Annotated in this window: 22 protein-coding genes; 14 read left to right on the top strand and 8 right to left on the bottom strand. The window is 68.3% G+C overall.

Features of this window, described 5'->3' with window-relative positions:
* The 3 genes from WEB06_15305 to WEB06_15295 form a co-directional block, all read right to left on the bottom strand.
* On the bottom strand, positions 1–966 hold a 966-nt coding region (locus WEB06_15305; GenBank protein ID MEX2556978.1), incomplete at its 3' end, for an amidase.
* Positions 967–1,009: 43 nt separating this feature from the next.
* Positions 1,010–1,663, bottom strand: coding sequence for a dioxygenase (locus WEB06_15300; GenBank protein ID MEX2556977.1), 654 nt, complete (start codon positions 1,661–1,663; stop codon positions 1,010–1,012).
* A gap of 87 nt (positions 1,664–1,750) precedes the next feature.
* Positions 1,751–2,662 carry a dienelactone hydrolase family protein gene (locus WEB06_15295; protein ID MEX2556976.1) on the bottom strand — a complete coding sequence of 304 codons (912 nt, stop codon included), beginning with the start codon at positions 2,660–2,662 and terminating at the stop codon, positions 1,751–1,753.
* 116 nt (positions 2,663–2,778) lie between these two features.
* Between WEB06_15295 and WEB06_15290 the strand changes: the two genes are divergently transcribed.
* The 6 genes from WEB06_15290 (at position 2,779) to WEB06_15265 (ending at position 9,460) form a co-directional block, all read left to right on the top strand.
* A complete protein-coding gene (locus tag WEB06_15290; protein MEX2556975.1) occupies positions 2,779–3,744 on the top strand; it encodes a trypsin-like peptidase domain-containing protein in 966 nt (321 codons plus the stop codon).
* A 13-nt stretch (positions 3,745–3,757) separates the two neighbouring features.
* Positions 3,758–4,795: an AAA family ATPase gene (locus WEB06_15285; protein MEX2556974.1), complete on the top strand. Its 1,038-nt coding sequence runs from the start codon at positions 3,758–3,760 to the stop codon at positions 4,793–4,795.
* A gap of 4 nt (positions 4,796–4,799) precedes the next feature.
* A complete protein-coding gene (locus WEB06_15280; protein ID MEX2556973.1) occupies positions 4,800–5,708 on the top strand; it encodes a DUF58 domain-containing protein in 909 nt (302 codons plus the stop codon).
* Positions 5,705–6,649: a VWA domain-containing protein gene (locus WEB06_15275; protein MEX2556972.1), complete on the top strand. Its 945-nt coding sequence runs from the start codon at positions 5,705–5,707 to the stop codon at positions 6,647–6,649. Before WEB06_15280 ends, WEB06_15275 begins: the two co-directional genes overlap by 4 nt.
* A 411-nt stretch (positions 6,650–7,060) precedes the next feature.
* Complete coding sequence (locus WEB06_15270; GenBank protein ID MEX2556971.1) at positions 7,061–7,999, top strand: hypothetical protein; 939 nt, start codon at positions 7,061–7,063, stop codon at positions 7,997–7,999.
* Between the two features lie 24 nt (positions 8,000–8,023).
* Positions 8,024–9,460: an amidase gene (locus WEB06_15265; GenBank protein MEX2556970.1), complete on the top strand. Its 1,437-nt coding sequence runs from the start codon at positions 8,024–8,026 to the stop codon at positions 9,458–9,460.
* An 82-nt stretch (positions 9,461–9,542) separates the two neighbouring features.
* Here WEB06_15265 and WEB06_15260 read toward each other — a convergent pair whose 3' ends face one another.
* Positions 9,543–10,340 carry a hypothetical protein gene (locus WEB06_15260; GenBank protein ID MEX2556969.1) on the bottom strand — a complete coding sequence of 266 codons (798 nt, stop codon included), beginning with the start codon at positions 10,338–10,340 and terminating at the stop codon, positions 9,543–9,545.
* A 37-nt stretch (positions 10,341–10,377) separates the two neighbouring features.
* Here WEB06_15260 and WEB06_15255 point away from each other — a divergent pair, with 37 nt between their 5' ends.
* A complete protein-coding gene (locus WEB06_15255; protein ID MEX2556968.1) occupies positions 10,378–11,226 on the top strand; it encodes an alpha/beta hydrolase in 849 nt (282 codons plus the stop codon).
* On the opposite strand, the gene leuD is transcribed toward WEB06_15255, so the two are convergent.
* The 4 genes from leuD to WEB06_15235 are packed head-to-tail and all read right to left on the bottom strand — an operon-like array spanning position 11,223 to position 14,489.
* A complete protein-coding gene (leuD, locus tag WEB06_15250; protein MEX2556967.1) occupies positions 11,223–11,795 on the bottom strand; it encodes a 3-isopropylmalate dehydratase small subunit in 573 nt (190 codons plus the stop codon). The genes WEB06_15255 and leuD overlap by 4 nt on opposite strands.
* Positions 11,783–12,463 carry a nitroreductase family protein gene (locus tag WEB06_15245; GenBank protein MEX2556966.1) on the bottom strand — a complete coding sequence of 227 codons (681 nt, stop codon included), beginning with the start codon at positions 12,461–12,463 and terminating at the stop codon, positions 11,783–11,785. Before WEB06_15245 ends, leuD begins: the two co-directional genes overlap by 13 nt.
* Before the next feature lie 2 nt (positions 12,464–12,465).
* Positions 12,466–13,857: a 3-isopropylmalate dehydratase large subunit gene (leuC, locus tag WEB06_15240; GenBank protein ID MEX2556965.1), complete on the bottom strand. Its 1,392-nt coding sequence runs from the start codon at positions 13,855–13,857 to the stop codon at positions 12,466–12,468.
* Positions 13,858–13,868: 11 nt separating this feature from the next.
* A complete protein-coding gene (locus WEB06_15235; protein ID MEX2556964.1) occupies positions 13,869–14,489 on the bottom strand; it encodes an XRE family transcriptional regulator in 621 nt (206 codons plus the stop codon).
* A gap of 84 nt (positions 14,490–14,573) precedes the next feature.
* Between WEB06_15235 and WEB06_15230 the strand changes: the two genes are divergently transcribed.
* The 7 genes from WEB06_15230 to gltX all read left to right on the top strand — a co-directional run bounded on the left by WEB06_15230 (position 14,574) and on the right by gltX (position 21,708).
* The gene (locus WEB06_15230) at positions 14,574–14,888 is read left to right on the top strand and encodes a hypothetical protein (GenBank protein MEX2556963.1); all 315 of its coding nucleotides are present in this window, start codon (positions 14,574–14,576) and stop codon (positions 14,886–14,888) included.
* An 88-nt stretch (positions 14,889–14,976) separates the two neighbouring features.
* Positions 14,977–15,783, top strand: a complete 807-nt coding sequence (locus WEB06_15225) for a maleylpyruvate isomerase family mycothiol-dependent enzyme (GenBank protein ID MEX2556962.1) — start codon at positions 14,977–14,979, stop codon at positions 15,781–15,783.
* Positions 15,783–16,841, top strand: coding sequence for a 3-isopropylmalate dehydrogenase (locus WEB06_15220; GenBank protein ID MEX2556961.1), 1,059 nt, complete (start codon positions 15,783–15,785; stop codon positions 16,839–16,841). The genes WEB06_15225 and WEB06_15220 overlap by 1 nt, the downstream gene beginning before the upstream one ends.
* A 16-nt stretch (positions 16,842–16,857) precedes the next feature.
* Positions 16,858–17,775, top strand: a complete 918-nt coding sequence (locus WEB06_15215; GenBank protein ID MEX2556960.1) for a branched-chain amino acid transaminase — start codon at positions 16,858–16,860, stop codon at positions 17,773–17,775.
* Between the two features lie 33 nt (positions 17,776–17,808).
* On the top strand, positions 17,809–19,377 hold the full coding sequence (cimA, locus tag WEB06_15210; GenBank protein MEX2556959.1) for a citramalate synthase: 1,569 nt from the start codon (positions 17,809–17,811) through the stop codon (positions 19,375–19,377).
* Entirely contained in the window at positions 19,374–20,132 is a 759-nt protein-coding gene (locus tag WEB06_15205) for a fumarylacetoacetate hydrolase family protein (GenBank protein ID MEX2556958.1), read from the top strand. The genes cimA and WEB06_15205 overlap by 4 nt, the downstream gene beginning before the upstream one ends.
* 97 nt (positions 20,133–20,229) lie before the next feature.
* The gene (gene gltX, locus WEB06_15200; protein MEX2556957.1) at positions 20,230–21,708 is read left to right on the top strand and encodes a glutamate--tRNA ligase; all 1,479 of its coding nucleotides are present in this window, start codon (positions 20,230–20,232) and stop codon (positions 21,706–21,708) included.
* Positions 21,709–21,819 lie beyond the last annotated feature (111 nt).

Below are 21,819 nucleotides of genomic sequence, written 5' to 3'. Positions count from 1 at the left end.
CGCGGCGACCGACGTCGCGAAGAACGTCACGACGCCGCTCGCGACCTCCGGGCTCGCCAGCGCCTGCGGGAACGACTCCTCGATCGAATGGCCGAAAGACTCGAGCAAGCGCGCGGTGTCGACGGCCGCGCCGACGCAGTCGGGGTGGATGGTCGCTACACCTCGTGGGTCGCTCGTCAGCAGGCCGATCCGGAGACGGCCCGGCTCCGCGCCGACCTCCTCGACGTAGGGGCGCGCGGGTGGGGGAGCGACGTACGGGTCTCCGACGCCCGGGCCTTCGAGCGCGTCGAGGTAGGCGGCCGTGTCACGCACGCTCCGCGAGACGCACAGCTCGACCGAGAAGCCTTGCGTGTACTCGCCGGCGAACGGCCCACATGTGACCCGACCGCGGCTCGGCTTCAGGCCGAGCAGACCGCACTCGCTCGCCGGGATGCGGATCGACCCGCCGCCGTCGGTCGCCTGGGCGAGAGGCACGAGGCCGGCTGCGACCGCGGCCGCCGCTCCGCCCGAAGAACCTCCGGTCGAGCGTGAGAGGTCCCACGGGTTGCGCGTCGGCCCGTACGCCTCGGGCTCGGTGGTCGGCTGGAGCCCAAGCTCGGGCGTGTTGGTTCGACCGACGAGCACGAAGCCGGCACGACGCATGCGGGAGGCGTGCTCGGTGTCGTGCTGCTCGGTCCAGCCCAGCTCCTTGAGGAACCGCATCCCTTTGTGGAAGGGGTCGCCCGCGGTATGGCTCCACAGGTCCTTCACCAGGGTGGGGACACCGCGGAACAGGCCGTCGGGCAACGGCCCGGCGGCCTCCTCGCGCGCGCGCTCGAAGCGGCGGTGGATGACCGCGTTTATCTCGGGGTCGAGCTTCTCGATGCGTGCGATCGCCGCGTCGACGAGTTCGAGCGGGGTGAGCTCTTTCCGGCGGACGAGATCTGCTTGCGAGAGCGCGTCGAGTCGTGCGAGGTCGTCGGGCACGCGGAAAGGATAGTGAGCGGCCTCGCCGCAACCAAACCGAGTGCTAGACGTCGAGGACGAAGGTGAAAGTGCCGGCCTTTCCGTTCGCGGCGTCGGCGATATCCATCTCGCATTCCTTGCGGTAGATGCCGTCGCTCGCGTTCCCGGCCTGGCCGGGGAAGTAGAGCTGGGTCGTGAGGATCGACTCTCCCGGCGCCTGAACCTTCACGTGGATGTGGCGGGTGCGACCGGGATAGATGCCGGGCATGATCGTCGTGAGCGAATAGCGGCCTTGCGCGTCGGTGAATTGATGTCCGCGAAGCTTGTACCCGCTGTTGTCGTACGCGCCGGAGTCGTCGGCCTGCCAGAAGTCGACGAGCGCCTGCGCGACCGGCCTGCAATCGGTTGCCACAACGGCGCCGGTGAGCAGGAGATGCGTGCCACTCACGCCAGATCCGAGGAGCGACGAGCGCTCGGGCGAGTTCGGCGTGAAGTACGGACCTTCCGTCTGAGCCGGGGTCGCATCGTCGCCGTCGTCGCAGGACGGTGTCGGGGTCAGGGTCGTTGGGGCCGTCGTCGCGGGCGTGCTGTTCGGATCCGTGGCCGTGGGAGTGGTCTGTGCCACGGGTTCGCCGTCGCTGCTGCACGCGACCAACAGCGCCGCCGGCACTGCGAGTCCGAGCTGGAGCATCCGGCGACGCGTGAATAGATCACTCATCTCGGCTCCTCCTCGTTCGCCGGACCGAGGTTTATCAGATCGCATCCGCCTGAGCGTGCGCTGAGAGCCCAGTGTCAATGCGGCGACCTAGCCGAGGTACTTCGCGAACCACGCGAGCACATCCTGGAATGCCCGACGGGCCTGCGTCTGGTTGTAGCGAGCGCCGGTGTCGTTGAAGAACGCGTGATCGACGCCCGGATAGGTCTTGATCTCATGCGTGAGCCCCGCTTGTTCCAGCGCCTGACGCGCTTCACCCATCGTCGCGTTGACGCGGCTGTCCTGCGCCGCGTACACGCCGAGCACCGCGGCTTCGGCGTCGGAGAAGTCCGGGTTATCGGGCGTTGTTCCATAGAAGGGCGCCGCCGCCGCGAGCCGCTTCTCACCCGAGTGCAGCATCAGCCACGTCATCCCGCCGCCGAAACAGAATCCGATCTGCGCGAGCTTGCCTCCCGGCACGCGCTTTCCCAGCTCCGTGAGGGCCGCTTTCATGTCCGCGACGAACCGCGACTCGGGCGCGGCATTCAATGCGGCCGTGGCCTCACCATCGCCTCCCAGGCTCGCGGTTCCGCCCTCCTCCGAAAGCAGGTCGAGCGCCAGCGCGGAGTAGCCGGCCCCGGCGAAACGGCCGGCCACCGAGCGGATGTGGTCGGTGAGCCCGCGGTTCTCGTGGATGACGAGGACGCCGCCTTTCGGCTGCGCTGCCGCGGCCCAGGCGCCCATGAGCGTGCGCCCGCCGGGACCGGAGAACGTGATCTCTTGGGTCGGGACCGCCCCGGTTGCCGCCGGCGTCGGTGGAGTGGACGTCCCGGCCGTCGGTGTCGGGGAGGTCGCGGTCGCGCCGGGCGATTCGTCCTTCGCGCACGCCGCGAGCAGCGCGGACGCGGCCGTGAGGGTCAATCCGAGCAGACCAAGCCTTCGCAACGCTTCGCGGCGGGTGATGATGCCGTCCGCGTGATCGACCGCGACCTCCTCCGCGAGGTACCGCTGGATCTTCGTCATGTAGCCTCCCCATCACGTCTTCGCTCCTGTTACGTTTACGTACGTCCGGCCCGTACGGCTCACATCGAAATGGTGCTCTCATGAACCTCTCACGTCGTGCTGGTCGTATCTCGGGCATGAAGTTTCGCCGGGGGAAGGAAGAGGCGCCGCCGGAACATCGCCCCGGTTGGGCGCACGAGCAGCGAGACGACGAGGCGGGACCCGACGCAGCCGCGTGGGTGCGCAGAGGCCCCGGCCCGGCGGTCCCCGAGGGAACGCGGATCATCCCGCCGCTCGAGCTACCCCCCGATCCCGCACCAACCGAACGCGCGCGGCTGCGGATCATCGCGCCCGTAGCGCTGGTGGTGTTGTCGCTCGCTGCGGGACTTCTCGGCGGTCGGCTCGCCGGCTCCGGCGATCAAGCCACGAAGGATCCCGACGACGGCATCGCCCTTCCCACCGCCCCCACCACGACCGGGAGCCCTGCGCCGGGCGGCCCCGACTTCACCGGCATCTACACGCAAGTCGCCCCCGCCGTCGTCCTGCTCAGCACCGACCAAGGTCGTCGCGGCAAAGCGCTCGGCAGTGGCGTCATCACCGACGCCGCAGGGACGATCATCACCAACAACCACGTCGTTCCCGAGAACGAGGTGAAAGTTATCCTCGCCGACGGGAGCGAATACGACGGCATCGTGCTCGGCCGGCAACCCAGCCAGGACCTCGCCGTCGTTCAGATCCTCGATGCGCCGGCGGGCCTCCCGGTCGCTCAGCTCGGTGACGCCGCCTCGCTGCAGGTCGGGGAGCCGGTCGCCGCGATCGGCGCGCCGTTCGCGCTGCGCGGCACTTTGACGACCGGCGTGATCTCCGCGCTCAACCGCACCTTCCCCGGCGACGGCGAGATCCCACGGGTCGAGGGGCTGATCCAGACCGACGCCGCCATCAACCCGGGGAACTCCGGCGGGCCATTGATCAACGCTTTCGGCGAGGTCGTCGGGATCAACACCGCGATCGAGAGCCCGATCCAGGGCTCGGTGGGCATCGGGTTCGCCGTGCCGATCGAGATCGTGCGCCGCGTGCTCGCGGCGATCGCGAACAGGGTCTAGCCAGGAGGAAACGATGAACGAAGAGATGGAGTTCGGGCCCCCGGTGGACGAAGCGCCGGCCACGGTCGAGGAAGCTGCGGAGCTGCTCGAGCGCGCGCGCTTCGAGATCAAGCGGTGGATCGTCGGGCAGGACCCGATGCTCGAACGGGTCATGGCAGCATTGCTCGCGCGCGGGCACGTGCTTCTCGAAGGGGTGCCGGGTCTGGCGAAGACCCTGACCGTGCGTACGGTGGCCGCGGTGTTCGGCGGCACCTTCCGGCGGATCCAGTTCACGCCCGACCTCGTCCCGGCCGACCTGATCGGAACGCGCGTCCTCGACCCGAAGACCGGCAAGTTCCGGGTCGAGCTCGGCCCGGTCTTCGCGAACTTCCTCCTCGCCGACGAGATCAACCGCGCGCCGGCCAAGGTGCAGTCGGCGCTGCTCGAGGTGATGCAGGAGCAGACCGTGACGATCGGCGGCACGACGTACGAGGTTCCGCTGCCGTTCCTCACGCTGGCGACGCAGAACCCGATCGAGGCGGAAGGCACGTATCCGCTTCCCGAAGCGCAGATGGACCGGTTCATGCTCAAGGTTCTCGTCAGCTATCCGGACTACGGCGAGGAGCTCGAGGTCGTCGATCGCGTCGCTCGGCCGCCGGAGCCGCCGCGACGCGTGCTGGGTTCGGCCGCGCTGGCGGGGATCCAGTCGCTCGTGGACACGGTGTTCGTCGACCACCGGCTCCGCGAGTACGCGGTGACGTTCGTGACCGCGACTCGGCGGCCGCAGGACTTCGGCGTCGGCGAGGTCGGTCCGTACATCGAGTACGGCGCGAGCCCGCGCGGCTCGATCAACCTGGTCCTCGCCTCGCGCGCGATGGCGGTGATCCACGGCCGCGACTACGTGCTGCCGTCCGACATGGACGGGCTGATCGGCGACGTGCTCCGCCATCGCATCATCCCGTCGTACCGCGCGCTCGCCGAGGACGTCTCGACCGACGACATCATCGGCCGGGTCCGCGAGGTGCTGCCGCTACCCAATCTCGATCTGATCGAGCGGGCCGAGGGAGCCTGAGCGGATGCCGACCGTCGCCCTTCCCGTCACCGATCTGCCGGCCGCCGACCGCGCGTTGCGCAAGGCGACGCTGTGGATCGCCCGGCGGCTGGACGGCGTCGGTCCTGGCCAGCACCGCAGCCTGCGGCTGGGCGAGGGCGTCGAGCTCGCCGACATCCGCGAGTACGTGCCCGGCGACGACGTCCGGGCGATCGACTGGAACGTGACCGCGCGCACCGGCCACCCGCACGTGCGCGTCTATGAGGCCGACCGGGAAACGAGCGCGCTCGTCGTAGCGGACCGGTCGGCCTCCATGGCTTTCGGCACCGCCGGGCGGACGAAGGAGGGGCTGCTGCGCGAGCTGATCGCCGCGCTGTCGGTTCTCGTCCTTCGCCGAGGCGACCGGCTCGGCGGCTTGCTGTTCGCCGATAAGCGCCTGCGAACGGTGCGCATGTCTTCAGGCCGCCGCGCCGCCTTGCGCCTGCTCCATGCCGTCGGCGAGACGATGCCCGAGGAGCGGTCGCGCAGCCGGATGGATCTCGCGCTCGAGGAAGCGGACCGGATCGCTCGACGGCGATCGCTGATCGTCGTCGTGTCCGACTTCATCGACGCGGGGGACTGGGCGATGCCGCTGCGCCGCCTGACGACGCGCCACGAGGTCATCGTCGCCGAGATCCGCGATCCGCGTGAGGACGCGCTGCCCGACGTCGGCATCCTCGTCCTCGAGGATCCGGAGACCGGTCGCCAGTTCGAGCTCGACACGACCCGGGCCAAGGTTCGCGAGGCGTTCGTCGAGGCCGCCGTCGCGCAGCGCGCGCGCATCGCGCAGGAGATCGCCGCGACCGGCGCCTCGCATCTCGTCGTCTCGACCGACCGCGACTGGCTGGCCGATCTGCTGCGCTTTCTGGAGCGCCGACGCCGGAGACGCCGTTGAAGTTCCTGGCCGGCGGCAACCTCTGGTTCCTCCTCGCGATCCCTGCGCTGATCGCCGGGTACATCCTGCTGTTGCGAAGGCGGCGCGCGTACACGGTGCGGTTCACCAACCTCGAGCTGCTGACGACTGTTGCGCCGAAGCGTCCGGGCTGGCGCAGGCATGCGCCGCCCGTGTTCCTGCTGCTGGCGATGATCTTCCTGATCGGCGCGCTCGCGCGGCCGACGCTCGAGCGCGCCGTGCCACGAGAGCAGGCCGGCGTGATGCTCGTGATCGACGTCAGCTTGTCGATGGCCGCCACCGACATCGCGCCCGACCGGATCACGGCGGCGAAGTCCGCGGCGATCGACTTCGGCCGCGTCGCCCCAGAGCAGCTCCGGGTCGGCGTCGCCGCGTTCAGTGAGATCTCGTTCCTCGCGTCGCCGCTCACCCGGAACCGGGCTCAGACCGAGGCCGCCATCCAAAGCTTGCGTCCGCTGGCCGGGACGGCGATCGGCGACGGGCTGTGGGTGGCGCTCGACGAGATCTCGCGTCAGGTGTCGAAGGACGGGAAGCAGGCGCCGGCGTCGGTGCTTCTGCTATCCGACGGCCACTCGAACCGGGGCCGCGAGCCGCAGGAAGCCGCCGAGCGCGCCCGGCAGATGGGCGTGCGGGTGTTCACGGTGGGGCTGGGCACGCAAGGGGCTACGCTCGACCTCGGCGGCGAGCAGGTGCCGGTCGACCTCGACGAGACCCAGCTCCAGGACATCGCCGAGACCACCGGCGCCACCTACTTCCGCTCGATCGACGCGGAGGGATTGCGCGACGTCTACACGAACCTCAGCTCCGCGCTCGGCACCGAGCCGGAGCGGCAGGAGATCACCGCGATGGCCGCGGGCATCGCCGCGCTCCTGCTGCTGGCCGGAGCCGCGCTCGGGCTCTTCTGGTTCCAGCGCGTCTTTTAGCTCGCGCTCGGTCGGCCGGGGCCCCCGACGCGCTGATCCTGTTCCAGGGAATGATCGGGGCCTACCCAGATGGACATGTCCGATAGGACGTTGCATAGCAGCGGCCGAGTTCGCCATCACTAGAGTAGAAGGGCGAAAGGAGCCTTGATGGCGCGGCTACGCGTTCGTATGAGTGGGTCGGCAAGCGTGATTCTCCTGATCGTACTCGCCGCATGCCCGGCGCGTGAGTCCTCGGAACCCAAGCCCGAACCCACCGATACGCGGACAACGGTGCCCTCGCCCGCGCAGTCTCCGGTCGCCGTGCAAGGCGAATGCGGCAAGTTGCAGATCCGTAACGACCCGCCCACATTCCAGTCGGCTCGGATCGGTTCCGCGGTCGGCGCGGTCTACATCTCGACCAATAGTCGGTCGTTGGGTATCTACTCGACCTCCACGGATCAGGTAACGCGCGTCCTCGACTCGACGAGAGGGATCAGCTTCAGCGAGGTGAGATTCCGTTCCCCTGAGGCGGTCTCGTTCGAGATTATCGGGGCCGGAACACGTGACGCCATCTGCGAGTTGACTCTCGATACCGCCCGGATACGTGAGCTCTTTCCATACGAGCAATTTCATTCTCACGATTGGACCCCGGACGGACGAACTCTCGCGTATATCACCTTCAGAAAGAACAGAGCGGTGGTCATCGTGCGGACCGGGGATGACGCCAGAAAGATCGCCGACCTCGGACCGTGGCACGGTAACGGACCAGGCGACGAGCATAGAGAAGACCGGATCTCTTGGTCACCGGACGGCCGCTATCTCCTCGTTGCAACGGGACATGCCGGCGCCCGACCTGCGATCAGGGTCATGGACCCGGACGGCCGGCTGGTTGCACCGAGGACGTTCGGGACCTTGGCTCGATGGGTGCCGACGGGGGATGTGATTTACCGCGACCTCGAAACCGGGCCGGAGGGCGAGGGCCCTTGGCATGTTCTCGATCTCGAAACCGGAACCGGCGACCTGGCCATCGAGCGAGGCACCGTTCGACCCGCAGTATCACCGGATGGACGATTCATCATCGTCGACGATGCCACAGGAAACGCGCGACTCTACCTTTTCGACCTCGAGCGGGGGACGCAGCGGATACTCGCACGTGGATACATCGGTGGCCTATGGCTCGATCCCGGGCGAGTCTCGGTCGTGAAGGTCAGGCCCTGTGAGGCGTCGCCGCTGCCCGACCCGTGTGCCGCGAGTACGGCGTGGCACCCCGTTGGATCAACGCGGTTTACCATCGACGTAGAGACTGGTCACATCACCACGAGCCGTCTGAGGCTGTCGCGCGGCATCGACCTCCTGTACTCCTCGGGCTGACCAGCGTCGCAGTATCCTGCGAGCGTGTCAGAGGACGAGTTGCTATGGCTCGACGCGACTGCGCAGGCCGAGCTCGTCGCGCGGGGCGAGATCACCCCTGCCGAGCTCGTCGCCGCCGCGATCGCGCGCGTTGAGGCGACGAACCAAACATTCAACGCCGTCATCCATCCGCGGTTCGAGCGCGCGCTCCGGGAGGCGAAGGATCCGCCGCGCGGCTCGTTCCGCGGCGTGCCGATGGTCGTGAAGGATCTCGTCTGCACGACGGCCGGCGATCCGTACCACTGCGGGATGCGGCTCCTGCGCGATCTCGGCTGGACCGAACGCGAAGACTCGTACACGGCCGCGAAGCTGCGCGCCGCCGGGTTCGTCTTCGTCGGCCGGACGAACACGCCCGAGCTCGGCCTCATGCCGACGACCGAGCCCGAGGCCTACGGCCCGACCCGTAACCCCTGGAACACGGCCCATTCGACCGGCGGCTCTTCCGGTGGGTCCGCCGCCGCCGTCGCAAGTGGGATGGTCGCGTTGGGTCACGCCACCGACGGCGGCGGCTCCATCCGGATACCCGCGAGCGCGTGTGGCCTGGTTGGGCTGAAGCCGTCGCGCGGACGGGTCTCGGCCGGGCCGCGGATGGGCGAGGGGATGGCCGGTTTCTCGGGCGAGCACGTGTTGACGCGCTCTGTCCGCGATTCGGCCGCGGTGCTCGACGTGTTGCGAGGACGCATGCCGGGCGACCCGCCGGGGCCCCCTCCACCGTTGCGCCCGTACGTAGCGGAGCTGCAGGAAGATCTCGGCCGGCTGCGCGTCGGCCTCATGGTGAAAGCTCCCGGCGGCGCGACGGCGGTGCACGCCGACTGCGTCGCGGCCGCCGAGGACGCCGCGCGCCTGCTGGAACGCCTCGGACATCACGTCGAGGAGGCCCACCCCCCGGCGCTCGACGAGCTCGAGCACATCGTGCACTTCGGCGCCGTCACCGGGGCCGACGCCGCTGCGCTGCTCCATCGTTGGAGTGCGCGAACCGGCAGCGAGATCGGCCCCGACGACGTTGAGCTCAATACCTGGACGCTCGCGGAGATGGGCCGGGCGATCACCGCACCCCAGCTGCTCGCAAGCATCGAGTGGATCGCCGGCTACCGACGCCGGATCGCCGCCTGGTTCGACGCCGGCTTCGACCTGTTGCTGACGCCGACGCTCGCCGAGCCGCCGCCGCGCCTCGGCGAGTTCGTCGCGACGCCGGAGAACCCGCTCGGCGCCGGGCTGCGCGGCGCGTCGCTCGTGCCGTTCACGCCGCCCTGGAACTCCACCGGCCAGCCGGCGATCTCGCTACCGTTGCACTGGAACGACGCGGGGCTGCCGATCGGCGTCCAGCTCGTCGCTGCTTACGGGCGTGAGGACGAACTGATCAGGATCGCGGCACAACTCGAAGCCGCGCAGCCCTGGGCGGACCGCCGTCCGCCCGGCTGATCACTCGCTTCGGAGACGACGGCGGGACGGGTCCGCGACCTGGCGAAGGTGCCGGCCGCCCGGCCGGGGTCGGGTGCGAGCCCTAGCGGGGCCCGGCCAGCCAGACGTCCAGGCCCCCGGTGCGCGCGTAGTCGAGCCCGACGCCCGACGCCCGGGTCGGACCCAGCAGGTCTCGTTCCAGCAACGCCTCGCGGGCTCGGTCCAAGGATTCGACCTCCAGCCACATCCCAACGACCCCGTCGATCGGGGACTTCCGCAGACGCACGGCGGGGCCGTCCTCGAAGCGGAACGCTCCGTGATCGTCGGGCTCCAGCGGCGCCAGGAGCCGGCGCCATCGCTCCTCGGCCGTCTCGATACTCGAGACGCCTAGCGTGATCTCCGACAGTCCGCGGACGCCGAGCGTTCCGCCCCCGCACTCGTGGAGAGCCTCCCGTGCCGCGTCCCCCCGGAGACTTATCTCTTCGTGGTAGTCGCAGAAGAACGCCACGGCGGCGTCGCCGACCATCCCGGCGAGGAACACGTTCGTCCAAAGAGGCGTCTCGACGCCCGGCTCCTGGAAAGGGAAGGGCGGCGTGTGACGCAGCTTCCGCTCGTCGAGCGACGAGACCACGCGATCCGGCTCGGCCGGCTCGAACGCGATCCCGCGGACCGTGAGCGGCTCGGTCGGGGCGAAGAACGACATCACCTTCGGGTCGCCGGAGACGAACTCGATATTGGCGTTGCCGAGGCAGACGCCCGAGCTTCGGAACATCCCGTAGTCGTGATCGGCCCACGCGACCGGCAGCCCGAGTGGGCCGGTGAACAGCTCGAACAGGGGAGCGGGATCGGCGACCGGGACGAAGACGTGATCGACCTTGGTTACTATTGCGAGGGATGACATCGACGCTCAGGATAGAGCACCCCGAGGCGCATCCGGCATGCGGCCCCGCCCCGGCCACTGGGAGGTCATGGTGACGACATCGCAGATCGGTTTCTCCGGGAGCTACGACGACGTCAACGGCGTCAAGACCTGGCACGAGTCCTTCGGGTCGGGACCCCCGCTGGTATTGCTCCACGGCGGGCTCAGCTCCAGCGCCGAATGGGAGTATCACGCGCCCGCCCTCGCCCAGCATTTCACGGTTCACCTCTATGATCGCCGGGCTCACGGCCGCTCGTCCGACCCCGGTCCCTTCTCCTATGCGTTGATGGTCGAGGACGCGGTCGCCTTCCTCGAGCATGTCGTGAAAAGGCCCGCGTCGCTCGTCGGCTGGAGCGACGGCGGGAACATCGGGCTCGCCGTGGCCGCTCGTCGTCCGGATCTCGTGACCAAGCTCGTCACGATCGGATCCAATATCCGGCCCGACGGCGTGCCGGAAGAGATCAATCAAGGTTTCGCGGCCACGCCGCCGGATGATCCGGGTCTGGCGCCGTTCCGCAACGCGCACGCCGTGATGTCGCCCGACGGCGAGGCGCACTGGGCGGTGTTGCTGGCGAAGGAGACGGCGATGGCGACGACCGAAACCGTACTCGATTCAGCAGAGCTCGCGGGGATCACGGCTCCGACCCTTGTGCTCGCAGGCGACGACGACATGGTCATGATCGAACACAGCGCAGAGATCTATCGCGGCATCCCGAACGCGCAGCTCGGGATCATGCCCGGCGCTTCTCATGTGCTCCCGATGGAGAAACCCGAGCTCGTGAACGCCTTGATCCGCGACTTCCTGATCAACGATCCCTTGCCGACGATGATGCCGATCCGCCGGAGCGGGGGACCGACGCCGGCTTAGAGGGCGGTCGTCACCGGCCCGGCCGGCAAACGGTCGCGCTCGAACGCGCTGATCTCGGCTTCGTACTGCATCGTGAGGCCGATCTCGTCGAGGCCGTTCAGGAGGCGGTGCTTGATGTCGGCGTCGATCTCGAACGGAACCGACCGACCGGCGAACGACACGGTTTGCGCGGCCAGATCGATCGTGGCCTCGCCGGCGGCCATGAGCGCGCGGACGTCGGCTTCTGGGAGGAGAACTGGAAGCAAGCCGTTCTTGGTGCAGTTGCCGTAGAAGATGTCGCCGAACGACGGCGCGACCACCGCGCCGAATCCGAACTGCTGGATCGCCCAGACGGCATGCTCGCGCGACGATCCGCATCCGAAGTTCCGCCCGGCCGCGAGGATCGGATTCGCCTCGACCGTCACCTCGCCGCTTCTCACCCAGTCGTAGAAGAGGAACTCGCCGTAGCCGGTTCGCTCGATGCGCTTGAGGAACTGCTTGGGGATGATCTGGTCGGTGTCCACGTCGGCGCGGTCGAGGACCGACACCTTGCCGCTCACGAGCCGGACCGGCTCCATCAGCTCTTCCATCCGTTCCAGTACGTGACCTTCTCCGACGGTCGGCGCTTCGCCGGCTTGAACGTCTCGCCGGTGTAGTAGGCGACCGGGACGAGCCCGACCTGCGTGACCGTGTCGGGGATGCCGAGCAGATCGCCGACCTCGCGCTCGAGCGCGAGGTGCATCGTCGTCAGCGCCGAGCCGAGCCCGCGCGAGCGCGCCGCGAGCATGAAGCTCCACACCGCCGGCCAGATCGAGCCGTAGAAGCCCGAGGCGGCGTGGTTGTCGGACACCTCGAACGGGTACCCGCCTCCGGCGAGCATCTGCTTGAAGGTGTCCGGCGTGCCGAGGTGGCACGGGATCAGATGCACCGGAACGCGGTGCAGCACTTCTGCGAGATAGTTCGAGGAGCCGAAGACCTTCTTGCCGTCTTCGGTCGCTGAGGCGAGTCCCTCCATGATCTTGTGGTAAGGGTCCATCGCCTTCCGGTACAGCTCCGCAACCGCCGCCCTCTTGTCCGCGTCGGTCACGACCACCCATCGCCATGCCTGGATGTTGGAGCCGGTCGGCGCCTGCATCGCGATCTCGAGGCATTCGCCGATCACCTCGGGCTCGACCGGGCGGGCGAGGTCGCGCCGCTTGCGAACCGCGCGCGTGGTGGTGAGCAGCTTGTCGACCGCGCCTCTATCGAGGTCCCCCATGGCTACCTCCAGCTCCTGATGTCCACGAAGTGTCCCTCGATCGCCGCCGCCGCCGCCATCTCGGGTGAGACCAGATGCGTCCGGCCGCCGGCGCCCTGGCGGCCCTCGAAGTTGCGGTTCGAGGTCGAGGCGCAGCGCTCCTGGGGCGCGAGGATGTCGGGGTTCATCCCCAGGCACATCGAGCATCCGGCCGACCGCCACTCGAAGCCGGCGGTCTCGAAGACGCGATCGAGCCCCTCTGACTCGGCCTGGAGCTTCACCTGCGCGGAGCCCGGCACGACCATCGCGCGCACCGTTTCCGCTACGCGCCGGCCGTCGACGATCGCGGCGGCACGGCGGAGGTCCTCGATCCGCGAATTGGTGCATGAGCCGATGAAGACGCGGTCGAGCGGCACGTCGGTGATCGGCGTGCCGGCCTCGAGGCCCATATAGGTCAGCGCCCGCTCTGCGGTCTCCTTATCGGACGGCTCTGCGAAGTCGTCGGGGGACGGGACCCGTCCGGTGACGTCGACGACCATGCCCGGCGTCGTCCCCCAGGTGACCATCGGTGCGATCGCGGAGCCGTCGATCTTCACCTCGCGGTCGAACGCCGCACCGTCTTCGGTCGGGAGCGCGCGCCAGCGGTCGAGCGCTTGCTCCCACGCGGCGCCCGACGGGACGGCCGGCCTTCCCTCGAGGTACGCGAAGGTCGTCTCGTCGGGGGCGACCATGCCGGCGCGGCCGCCGCCCTCGATCGTCATATTGCAGACGGTGAGTCGGTTCTCGATCGAAAGGCGCTCGATCACCGGGCCGGCGTACTCGACGGCGTAGCCGACGCAGCCGCTCGTCCCGAGCTTGCCGATGGTCGCGAGGATGACGTCCTTCGCCGTGACGCCGAAGCCGAGCTCGCCCGAATACCAGATCCGCATGCTCTTGGGCTTGCGCTGGACGAGCGTCTGGGTCGCGAGCACGTGCTCGACCTCGCTCGTGCCGATCCCGAAGGCGAGGGCGCCGAGGGCGCCGTGCGTCGAGGTGTGTGAGTCGCCGCAGACGATCGTCGTGGCGGGCTGGGTGACGCCCAGCTCCGGGCCGATCACGTGCACGATGCCCTGGCGATCGGATCCCATGGAGTACACGGGGATGCCGAACTCGGCGCAGTTCTGCTCGAGCGTCTCGACCTGCTTGCGTGACAGGACGTCGGAGATCATCCGCGTAACCGCGGTGCCGTCGGTCGGGACGTTGTGGTCGGCCGTCGCGAGTGTCTTGTCCGGACGGCGCACGCCGCGGCCGGTCAGGCGCAGACCGTCGAACGCTTGCGGCGAGGTGACCTCGTGCACGAGGTGGAGGTCGATGTAGATCAGGTCGGGACGGACCTCGTGCGCCTTCCAGATCTTGTCGAACATCGTGCTCGGCATCGTCGCTCCCGTCAGGTCGCCCGCAGCCCCGAGGTGACCACAGCCATGAACCGTACCTCTCGGGTGCCTTTGTTCTCGAAGTGGTGGGGGAGATCGGCGTCGAACGTCACGGCGTCCCCCTCGGCGAGGCTGTACTTCTCGCCGTCGATGTGGAGCACGAGGCGCCCCGCCAGCGCGACGACGGTCTCGCGGCTCCCGGGTGCGTGCAGCGGCCGGTCGTCGGGGCCGCCGGTCCGCCCGCCGGGCCGAAGCGAGTGAAGCGTGACCGAGGCGCGCTCTCCGGGGAGCGACGGCGTCAGTTCCGCCACGCGATGTCCGTCCCGCCGCTCCGTGCGACGGTCGGCTCTCCGGACGATGGCCACGTGCCGCTCCTCGTCCAGCCGGAGCAAGGTCGATAGCGACAGGTCGAGCCCGTAGGCGATCCGCTGGGCGATCGCGATCGTCGGGGAGGTCTCACCGCGCTCGACCTGTGACAGCATGGGGGCGCTCACGCCGCTGCGCTGCGCCAGATCGCGCAGGGACAAGCCGCGCGCCTCCCGGATCGCCCGCACGCGCCTCCCCACGACCGCGGGAGCGTCGTTGTCCGGCTGCGTGAGCTCGCTTATTTGGGCCATCGGAACGTATGTTATCACGTACGATCGTACGTCAAGAGCGAGTTTCGATGAGTCGTGGACGGGGAGGTCTATAGGGGCATCCTGAAAGAGGAGGGAGCGATCATGGCCGTGCAGACCAAGGAAGTCGCATATGCCGCGGTGGGGACCATCGATGCTGCGGTCGAGAGGATAAAAGCCGCGCTGGATGACGTGTCGAGCTCTCTCGGCGAGATCCGCAAGCGCGCCGTGCGCGCCGTGGAAGTCGCCGAGCAGCGCGGCGAACGGGTGACCCGCCGGGCGACTTCGCGGACGAAGAAAGCGGGAGCCGGGGTGAGGACCCGTACCACGCGTGCGAAGACGCGTCCCCGTCGCACGGCCCGCTCCGCCACGAGCCGCCCGGCGGCCAGCCGGGCTCGCTCCAGCGGGGGACGCTCCTAGCACTGGGGGGTCCCGCAGGGGCACGAAGTCCACGCTGCTCCTCGGCTCGCTGACTTAGAATCACGGTCTTCGGAACAAGGAGATCGTCATGAGCAAGCGCATCGGCGAGTTGATGGAGCAAGCGTGGTCTTCGATGGAAGAGCTCTGCTCGCAGCTCGGGCCCGATGAGTGGGATCTCCCAACCGCCTGCCCGGGCTGGACCGTCAAGGATCAACTCGCGCATGTGGCCTCACTCGAGTCGCGTGCGCTCGGACGGCCACAGCCTTCGGAAGGTCCGCGGAAGGCGCCGCACGTCAAGAACGAGCTCGGCGAGCTCAATGAGGGCGACCTCGAGGCGCGACGTTCGATGTCGCCGGCTGAGCTGCTCGACGAGTACCGCGACGTGACGGGTGAGCGGGGCAAGGTGATCGCTTCCTGGAGCGACGAAGAGTGGATCCAAGAGGGCCAGGGCGTTCTGGGGAAGGCGCCGCGGAACCAGATCATCCGCATCCGCATCCTCGACGTGTTCACGCACGAGCAGGACATCCGCGCCGCGACCGGCAAGCCCGGCCACATGAACGGAGGCGTCGCGCGGCTCGTCTTCGAGCAGATCGCGGGGACGCTCGGTTTCGTGCTCGTGAAGAGGGCGCACGCGTCGGAGGGCCAGACGGTCGTCTTCGAGGTCGGCCCGCCGGGCGAGACGTTCGCGTACGGCGTAACCGGCGGCCGCGGAACGAAGCTCGAGCAGATCCCCGCCGATCCCACCGTGCGCGTTTCGATGGACGGGGAGGCGTTCCTCCGTCTCGGGACCGGGCGCTTGACGCCGGAGGAGGCCGAAAAGATCGGGCGTCTGCGCGTCACCGGCGACCGCGATCTCGCCATGCGCGTCCTTTCCGGCATGAACTTCACGCCCTGATGGCATATCGCGTCGGCGTCATCCCCGGAGATGGGATCGGGCCCGAGGTCGTGACGGAGGCGTTGAAGGTCCTCGACGCGACCGGCATCTCGACCCAGAGGACAGTCTTCGATCTCGGCGCCGAGCGCTACCTCGACACCGGCGAGGTGCTGCCTCCCGACGTGCTCGAAGAGTTGCGTGTCATGGAGGCGGCACTCCTCGGGGCGGTCGGGGATCCGCGCGTCCCGCCCGGCGTGCTCGAGCGCGGCCTGCTGCTGAAGCTTCGCTTCGATCTGGACCTCTACGTGAACCTCCGGCCCGTGAAGCTCTATCCCGGCGTGCCGACGCCGCTCGCCGGTAAGGGTTCCGACGACATCGATATGATCGTCGTCCGCGAGAACACCGAAGGCCTCTACACCGGGGCCGGCAGCGTCACCGACAAGGGGAGCGCAGCCGAGCTCGCGACGCAGGAGTCGATCAACACCCGAAAGGGCGTCGAACGCGTGATCCGGTACGCGTACGACCGCGCCCAGGCCCGGCCCCGCAGCAAGCTCACCTTGGTGCACAAGACCAACGTGCTGACCCACGCCGGGGATCTCTGGATGCGGACCTTCGAGGAGGTCGGCTCCGGGTACCCGGGCGTCGAGCGCGACTACGTGCACGTCGACGCGGCCTGCCTCTACTTCGTGACCCAGCCCGAGCGCTTCGACGTCGTCGTGACGGACAACCTGTTCGGCGACATCCTCACCGACCTCGGCGCCGCGATCGCCGGAGGGATGGGCCTCGCGGCCTCGGGGAACCTCAATCCGGCCCGCACCGGCCCGAGCCTGTTCGAGCCGGTCCACGGTTCTGCGCCCGATATCGCAGGTAAAGGGTGGGCGAACCCGATCGCTTGTATCCTGTCGGTAGCTCTTATGCTCGAGCACCTCGGCGAGGCCGAGGCCGCTGCGAAGGTCGAAAAGGCCGCCGTGGCGACGCTCGGGCGGCTCGCCAAGGAAGGCAAAGGTATGGCCGGCGAGGCGATGGGCTACACGACCCAGCAGGTCGGTGACATGGTCGTCGAGGCACTGCGTACGTAGCCAGCAGGGGGTTGCGATGCCGATCACGAGTACCGACAAGATCTGGATGGACGGCAAGCTCGTGCCGTGGAACGAGGCCACCGTCCACATCCTGACGCCGACGCTGCACTACGGCTGGGGAGTGTTCGAGGGGATCCGCGCGTACGAGACGAAGCGCGGCCCGGCGATCTTCCGTCTCACCGATCACACGCGCCGGCTTTTCCGCTCGGCCAAGATCTACCTCATGGACATCCCGTACTCGGTCGAGCAGATCGCCGACGCCACCAAGGAAACCGTTCGCGCGAACAAGGTGGAGTCGTGTTACATCCGGCCGCTCGTCTACCTCGGGTACGGCGAGATGGGCCTCAACCCGCTGCCGTCACCGACGCGGGTGTCGATCGCGGTGTGGCCGTGGGGCACGTACCTGGGTGAGGAAGGCGTCGAGCACGGCGTCCGCGCCAAGGTGTCGTCGTTCCGGCGGAACGACTGGAACACGATTCCGCCGGCCGGCAAGGCTGCCGGGCAGTACATCAACTCCTCGCTCGCGAAGGTCGAGGCGATCAAGTCCGGCTACGACGAGGCGATCCTGCTCAACACGCAAGGCCACATCGCCGACGGCTCGGGCGAGAACGTCTTCATCGTGCGCGACGAGACGCTGCTGACGCCGCCGCTCGCGTCGGGACCGCTCGGCGGGATCACGCGCGACTCGGTGATCAAGATCGCCGCGGACCTCGGATGGAAGACCGAGGAGGTCGATCTCAACCGGACCGACCTCTATCTGGCCGACGAGGCTTTCTTCACCGGCACCGCCGCCGAGATCGTCCCGATCCGCTCGGTGGACGAGCGCGAGATCGGCGATCCGGGCCCGGTCACCAAGAAGATCCAAGAGGTCTTCTTCGCGGTCGCCAAGGGCGAGGTCGAGAAGTACGCGGACTGGCTCGAATACGTCAACTAGCCTGCGCTTCCGGCCGATGACTTCCCCGAGACCATGAGTGTGACCCTGTACGACACCACCCTTCGCGACGGAGCCCAACGCGAAGGCATCTCGCTGACCGTCGAGGACCGGCTCAAGATCGCCGGCTGGCTGGACGCCCTCGGCATCCACTACATCGAGGGCGGCTGGCCGGGCTCGAACCCCAAGGACATGGAGTTCTTCCGCCGCGCGCCCGAGCTGCGCCTGCGAAACGCGAAGCTCGCGTGCTTCGGCGCGACGCGGCGCGCCGGCGGCGACGCGTCGAACGATGCTCAAGTTCGCGAGCTCGTCGACAGCGAAGCGCCCGTCGCCTGCATCGTCGGAAAGGCCAGCGCGCTCCAAGTCGAGCACGCGCTGCGCACCACCCTGGACGAGAACATCCGGATGGTCGCCGACACGATCGCGTTCCTGAAATCGCAAGGCCTCGAGGTGTTCTACGACGCCGAGCACTTCTTCGACGGCTACCGGCACGACCCGGCGTACGCGGTCTCGGTCCTCAAGGCGGCCGCCGATGCCGGCGCCGACACGGTCGTGCTCTGCGACACCAACGGCGGGACGCTTCCGATCGACGTGTCGATCACGCTACGGGATGTGCTCGAGCAGCTGTCGGTTCCGGTCGGCGTGCACTTCCACAACGACGTCGAGTGCGCGGTCGCCAACTCGCTGCTCGCGGTCGAGCTCGGCGCGTCTCACGTCCAGGGGACCGTGAACGGGATCGGCGAGCGCTGCGGGAACGCCAACATCATCTCGATCATCGCCAACCTCAAGATCAAGCTCGGACGCGACGTGGTCACCGACGAGCAGCTCCGCTCGCTCACCGCCGCGTCGCACGCGGTCGCCGAGATCTGCAACGTCACGCCCGACGCGCACCAGGCGTACGTTGGCTCGTCTGCCTTCGCGACCAAGGCCGGTCTGCACACGAGCGGCCTCGCGAAGATGCAAGGGGCGTACGAGCACGTCGATCCGGCGCTGGTCGGCAACGCCGCGCGTCTGCTGGTGTCCGAGCTCGCCGGGCGCTCGACGATCGTGCTGAAGGGCAAGGAGCTGGGTGTCGACCTGGAGTCCGACAAGAACCTCGCCACGCGCATCCTCGAGTCGGTGAAGGATCTCGAGCACGTCGGGTACCACTTCGAGGCCGCCGACGCTTCTTTGGAGCTGCTCATGCGGCGGCACGCCGGCATGGAACGAGAGTTCTTCCGCCTCGAGTCGTTCCGCGTGCTCATGGAGAAGCGCGAGACCGGCGAGGTTTCCACCGAGGCGACGGTGAAGCTCTGGGCTCGCGGCGAGCGGCACATCGCAACGGCCGAAGGGAACGGTCCGGTCAATGCTTTGGACCGGGCGCTGCGACTGGCGCTGGCGAAGTTCTATCCCGCGCTCGAGTCGATCGGGCTGACGGACTACAAGGTGAGGATCCTCGACGAGAAGCGTGGGACCGGCGCCGTCACGCGGGTGCTGCTGGAGTCGACCGACGGCACCAAGGAGTGGTCGACGATCGGCGTCTCCCCGAACATCATCGAAGCTTCCTGGCAGGCACTGACCGACTCGATCACGTTCGGCCTGACGCACGCCGATCACGACGAGTGAAGATCGCGCGCGTCTCGTACGGCGGCGGCATCTCCTTCGTGGTGATCGAGGGTGACCAGGCCGCAGAGATCGACGGTCCTCCCGTCGGTGAGATGCGCTTCACCGGCAAGCGTGTTCCGTTGGCCGACTGCCGGCTCCTCGCTCCGACGCTTCCGTCGAAGATCGTCGCCATCGGCCTCAACTACCGCGACCATGCCGAAGAGATGGGCGTTGAGCTTCCGCCGGAGCCGCTGATGTTCTTGAAGCCGGGGACCGCGGTGATCGGGACGGGCGACGCGATCCGCAAGCCGGCGGAGTGCGAGCGGCTCGACTACGAAGGTGAGCTGGCGATCGTCATCGGCGGGCTCGTTCGCCGCGCCGATCGCGCGGCGGCGGTGGAGGCGATCCTCGGCTACACGGTCGCGAACGACGTGACCGCGCGGGACCTCCAGATCAAGGACGGCCAGTGGACTCGCGGGAAGGGCTACGACACGTTCGCGCCGCTCGGCCCCTGGATCGAGACGGACGCGGACGCATCATTGCTGGACCTCGAGGTGCGGCTCAACGGCGAGCCGCGTCAGAACTCGAACACCAAGAACCTGATCTTCGACCCGCCCGGGCTGGTGTCGTACATCTCCGGGGTGATGACGCTGCTGCCGGGCGATGTGATCATGACGGGGACGCCGTCGGGCGTCGGCCCGATGGAGCCGGGCGACAACATCGAGGTCGAGATCTCGGGCATCGGCGTGCTCAGCAATTCGATCGTCGCCGCCTGACGCCCTCCCCTACCTTCCTCCCGACGCGTCAGACACGTCAGACACGTCAGACGGTCCGCGAGAGCCATACGACCCGGCCCGCTAGGATGCGGCGGTCATGACCACACCCTCGCCCAAGGTCCGAGTTCGGTTCGCGCCGGCGCCCAGCGGATCGCTCCACGTCGGCAACGCGCGCACCGCGCTGTTCAACTGGCTGTTCGCGCGTCACCACGGCGGCGCGTTCATCCTCCGGATCGAGGACACGGACCGCTCGCGCGTTTCCGACGAGTACATCGACAAAGTCCTGGACGAGCTGCGCTGGCTCGGGCTTCAGTGGGACGAGGGCCTCGACGTCGGCGGTCCGTACGCGCCCTACCGTCAGTCGGAGCGCATGGAGCGCTACCGCCATTCGGCCGACGCATTGCTCGTCGGCGGTCACGCGTTCCGCTGCTATTGCACCACCGAGGAACGGAAAGCGCGCAACGACGAAGCGCGAGCCAAGGGCCTTCCGCCGCCGCGTCGAGACCCGTGCCGGACGTTGTCCGACCTCGACGCCGGCTCGCACGACGCCGAGGGCCGTCCCTGGATCTACCGGTTCAAGGTCCCGGAAGAGGAACAGGAGTCGGTCTTCGAGGACATCGTGCTGGGCGAGATCCGTACCGCCCACGCGGACATCGAGGACTTCGCGCTCACGCGTTCGGACGGCTCACCGCTGTACGTCCTCGCGGCCGCCACCGACGACCTCGCCATGGACGTCACCCACATCATCCGAGGTGCGGACCTGATATCGGCGACGCCCAAGCAGATCCTGATCTACCGGGCACTCGGCCGGTCGTCGTGGCCGCGGTTCGCGCATCTGCCGCTGATCGTCGGCGCGAACCGCCAGCCGCTCTCGAAGCGGCACGGCGAGACCTCGCTCGCGTGGTACCGCGAGCACGGCTACCTCCCCGAAGCGCTAGTCAACTACCTTGCGCTGCTCGGCTGGTCGGCCGGCGATGGACTGACCGAACGTTTCACGCTCGATGAGCTGATCAACCTGTTTTCGCTCGAGGCCGTGTCGCACAACCCCGCCGCGTTCGACATCCAGAAGCTGACTGCGCTGAACGGCGAGAAGATCCGGGCGCTGCCGGTCGAAGAGCTCGCCGCGCGGATCGAGCCCTTCCTTGTCGGGGACGGGATCCTGTCGGATCCGCAGACCGTCGAGGAACGCGGGCTCGTCCGGCGCGCGGTCCCGCTCATCCAAGAGCGCATGCAGACGCTCACGGAAGCGTTGCAACTCCGGTTCCTGTTCCACGATACGGAGCCCGACGAGAAGGCCGAGCGGTATCTGATCCCCAAGAACACCGACGTGCTCGACGGAGTCGCGACCCAGCTGGAGAAGCAGGACGCGTGGGAGGCATCGGCGACGCGAGCAGCCATCGAGGAGACCGCGAGCGGACTCGAGGTAAAGCCGAAGGACGCCTTCCAGATCGTCCGGGCGGCCGTGACCGGCTCGACCGTCTCTCCGCCGCTGTTCGAGTCGATGGAGTTACTCGGAAAAGACCGCTGCCTGGAACGGATAAGGAAAGCTCTCCAGCGCGCTCGCGGTGGCTCCTAGCAGCGCGAACGCCCGCGAAATGGTTGCTCGCCCCTGGGGCGTTGGCTACCATGCGACGGTCCCTTGGGGCGTGGGGTAACCCGGCAGCCCGGCTGATTCTGGTTCAGCTAG

The organism is Actinomycetota bacterium (assembly GCA_040905475.1).
In the GTDB taxonomy this organism is placed as follows: domain Bacteria; phylum Actinomycetota; class AC-67; order AC-67; family AC-67; genus DATFGK01.
Note: the sequence above shows the minus strand (reverse complement) of the source record. Positions and strands in the feature narration are given on the sequence as shown.